Here is a 2756-nt window from a genome sequence, read left to right on the forward strand (position 1 = left end):
CAATAAAAGTTGTCGGTTGCGAAGATGGAAGCATGTTGGACATCGAAGTGATCGAGGATCCGGCCGCGGCGGAGGCGTCGCTGGACCCGATCCGGACGCGTATCCTCCAGGAGCTCGCCCAGCCCGGGTCGGCCACGCAGCTTGCGGCCAAGGTGGGCCTGCCGCGGCAGAAGGTCAACTACCACCTTAAGGCCCTCGAGCGGCATGGGCTGGTGGAGCTGGTGGAGGAGCGGCGCAAGGGGAACGTGACTGAGCGTGTGCTCCAGGCGACGGCGGCCTCGTACCTGATTTCCCCCGTGGCGCTGGCCTCTGTGGCGCCCGATCCGCACCGGTTCTCGGATCACTTTTCGGCCTTCTGGCTGCTGGCCCTCGCCGGCCGGATGGTCCAGGAAGTGGGAAAGCTGATTGCCGGGGCGGCTGCGGCACGGCAGAAGCTCGCCACTTTCGCGATCGACGGCGAGATCACCTTCCGGACTGCGGCGGACCGGGCTGCTTTTGCCGAGGAACTCGGCGTCGCCGTCACGCGCCTGGTGGACAAATATCACGACGGCGGCACGGCGGCCGCGAGCGCCGGCCCGGATGCCACCTCGTCCGGCGGCACCCCGGCGCGGGGAGGCCGGAAGCACCGGCTCGTCGTCGCCCTTCATCCCGTTCTTAAAACCCCCATCAACCCCCTTACAGCGAAGGAACAGGACAATGACTGACAAGCGTGAATTCGAGATCGTTTACGACACCGAACTGCCGGGCACTCCCGAGCGGGTCTGGGAAGCCGTCACTCAGGGGACGCCGGCGTGGATGTTCCCCACGGACCAGTGGCCGGACGTCAAGACCGTGCAGGAGTACCCCACCCACCTCGTCTCCCGGATGGACGGCCCCGATGGCTGGTTCAACCAGCTGGAACATGTGCTGGAACCGCTCGACGGCGGACGCGCCCGGCTCCACTATGTCCACAGCGGCATCCTGACGGACAACTGGGATGAACAGTACGACGGCGCCACCCGCCACACCGAGTTCTACCTCCACACCCTGGGCCAGTACCTGCAGCACTTCGACGGCAAGCCGGTGGTGTTCACCGATATCCAGGGCCCGGCGGCCTCGCAAAGTACCGACGGGTTCACTCGGCTGAAGAAAGCACTGGGTGTGGACGGTGCGGCACAGGGTTCCGCTGTGGAGCTCGACGTCGACGGCGTCGGCCAGCTTTCCGGCGAAGTGGACTTCTCCAACGAGCACTTCCTGGGGCTGCGGACGGCGGATGCCATGTACCGGTTCTTTGGCCGCAATGCATTCGGCGCCCCGGTGGGCATGACCGTCCACGACTTCAGCGGCAGCGGTGACTCCGAAGCTACCGCTACGGCCTGGGCCGGTTTCCTCGGAAAGGTCTACGCCTAGGGAGCGAAGGCTTCTGGGAACCGCAGCCACCGACCGGCAGGACACCTGCGACCCGCTAAATATCCGGCGCGCCCGAAATGTGGCAGCGTCAGGTATTGGGCGGGTCGCAGGTATTTAAGCGCCTCGGGAGCTTCTGCACCCGGGCACCTGCCGGCTCCGGCGGCTGTGGGTGTCAGGCGGCCCAGCCGCGGGCGACGGCGTCGAGGGCTGCGTTGTACACGGCGGCCCAGTCCGCATCCGGCGGCCCCACCTCAGCAAGCTCCAGGCTCACCAGGCCGTGGACCTGTCCCCAGATTGCGACGGCGACCATCTCCGCGGGTGCCGGCAGCAGCCTGCCGGCGGCCTGGGCTCCGGCGACGGCAGCGATCAGCGGCACCATGGCATCAGCGGCAACATCGGGAGTTGGCTGGCAATCAACGTAAGCTGCCAGGGCTCCGCCGAACATCAGCCGGTAGAGCGCCCGATGCTCCAGGGCCCACGCCCGGTATGCCACGCCGAGGCCCTGCAGGCCCTCTTCCGCCGCTGCCGCCTGCGAATCGTGGAAGGACCGGAACCCGTCGTCCACCACGGCGGTGAGGAGCTGTGATTTTCCGCCGAACAGCGAGTAGACGGCGGAGGTGGATGTCCCGGCGGCAGCTGCCACATCCCGCAGCGTTACCCGGGCCGGGCCATCGCGGTCCACCAGCTCGGCAGTGACGGCCAGCAATTCATGCCGCAGGGAATCGGTATGCACGATGGGTCTTGCCATAGGGTTCATTGTTTCATAACCTTGTTTCATAACGCTGTTATGAAACAAGGTTATGCATTTGTTGACCGAAGGAGTTGTCATGGCGCAGAAGGTGTTTCCCGGCCGCTATACGGCTGACCCGGAACGGGAATCTGTAACGGTTTTCCTGATCGGCATGCGCGCGAACCGCTGGTGGAAATTGGGGACCGTGGGCAAAGTGGCGGCCGCCATGCCGCGGATGCTGCAGCACCTGGCCGCAGACCCGGCGGCGGGCATGCTCGGTTATGAGCAGTGGTTCGGACGGACCACGATGTTGCTCAGCTACTGGGAGAGCCCGGAGCACCTGCGAAAGTTCGCCGCAGACCGCGAGTCACCCCACCTGGAACCTTGGCGACGCTTTATGAAGGAGCTCTCCGGCACGGGGGACGTCGGAGTCTGGCACGAGACCTACCAGGTTCCTGCCACCGGGATCGAGGTGGTCTACAACGGCATGCCGCAGTTTGGGCTGGCCAAGGCCACCACGCACGTGGCCATCGGGGCAGGAACCAACACAGCGAAGCAGCGGATGGGCGGAACTGCGGGAAGCCGCGCCGCTGCGGAAGCTGAGCCGGCATGAACGGTTCATCGGCCCGGCTGCGGA

General features: G+C 66.0%; 4 protein-coding genes. 3 read left to right on the top strand and 1 reads right to left on the bottom strand.

The genetic code is table 11. The features are described from left to right. The first annotated feature begins 32 nt into the window (after nt 1–32). Together DBR22_RS20630 and DBR22_RS20635 are read left to right on the top strand one after the other, a co-directional pair. The gene (locus DBR22_RS20630) at nt 33–704 is read left to right on the top strand and encodes a winged helix-turn-helix domain-containing protein (protein WP_108600527.1); all 672 of its coding nucleotides are present in this window, start codon (nt 33–35) and stop codon (nt 702–704) included. Further along, nucleotides 697–1389 carry an SRPBCC family protein gene (locus DBR22_RS20635; protein ID WP_108600528.1) on the top strand — a complete coding sequence of 231 codons (693 nt, stop codon included), beginning with the start codon at nt 697–699 and terminating at the stop codon, nt 1387–1389. Before DBR22_RS20630 ends, DBR22_RS20635 begins: the two co-directional genes overlap by 8 nt. A gap of 172 nt (nt 1390–1561) precedes the next feature. Here DBR22_RS20635 and DBR22_RS20640 read toward each other — a convergent pair whose 3' ends face one another. Further along, nucleotides 1562–2137, bottom strand: a complete 576-nt coding sequence (locus DBR22_RS20640) for a TetR-like C-terminal domain-containing protein (RefSeq protein WP_258229353.1) — start codon at nt 2135–2137, stop codon at nt 1562–1564. A 79-nt stretch (nt 2138–2216) separates the two neighbouring features. On the opposite strand from DBR22_RS20640, the gene DBR22_RS20645 reads away from it, so the two are divergent. After that, nucleotides 2217–2732 carry a DUF4188 domain-containing protein gene (locus DBR22_RS20645; RefSeq protein ID WP_108600529.1) on the top strand — a complete coding sequence of 172 codons (516 nt, stop codon included), beginning with the start codon at nt 2217–2219 and terminating at the stop codon, nt 2730–2732. Nucleotides 2733–2756: the final 24 nt, after the last annotated feature.

This window comes from Arthrobacter sp. HMWF013 (assembly GCF_003061105.1).
In the GTDB taxonomy this organism is placed as follows: domain Bacteria; phylum Actinomycetota; class Actinomycetes; order Actinomycetales; family Micrococcaceae; genus Arthrobacter.

Bases quoted from the DNA above. Each gene is read 5' to 3' on its own strand.
- DBR22_RS20630 (WP_108600527.1), top strand. From the start codon at position 33: ATGTTGGACATCGAAGTGATCGAGGATCCGGCCGCGGCGGAGGCGTCG.
- DBR22_RS20635 (WP_108600528.1), top strand. From the start codon at position 697: ATGACTGACAAGCGTGAATTCGAGATCGTTTACGACACCGAACTGCCG.
- DBR22_RS20640 (WP_258229353.1), bottom strand. From the start codon at position 2,137: ATGGCAAGACCCATCGTGCATACCGATTCCCTGCGGCATGAATTGCTG.
- DBR22_RS20645 (WP_108600529.1), top strand. From the start codon at position 2,217: ATGGCGCAGAAGGTGTTTCCCGGCCGCTATACGGCTGACCCGGAACGG.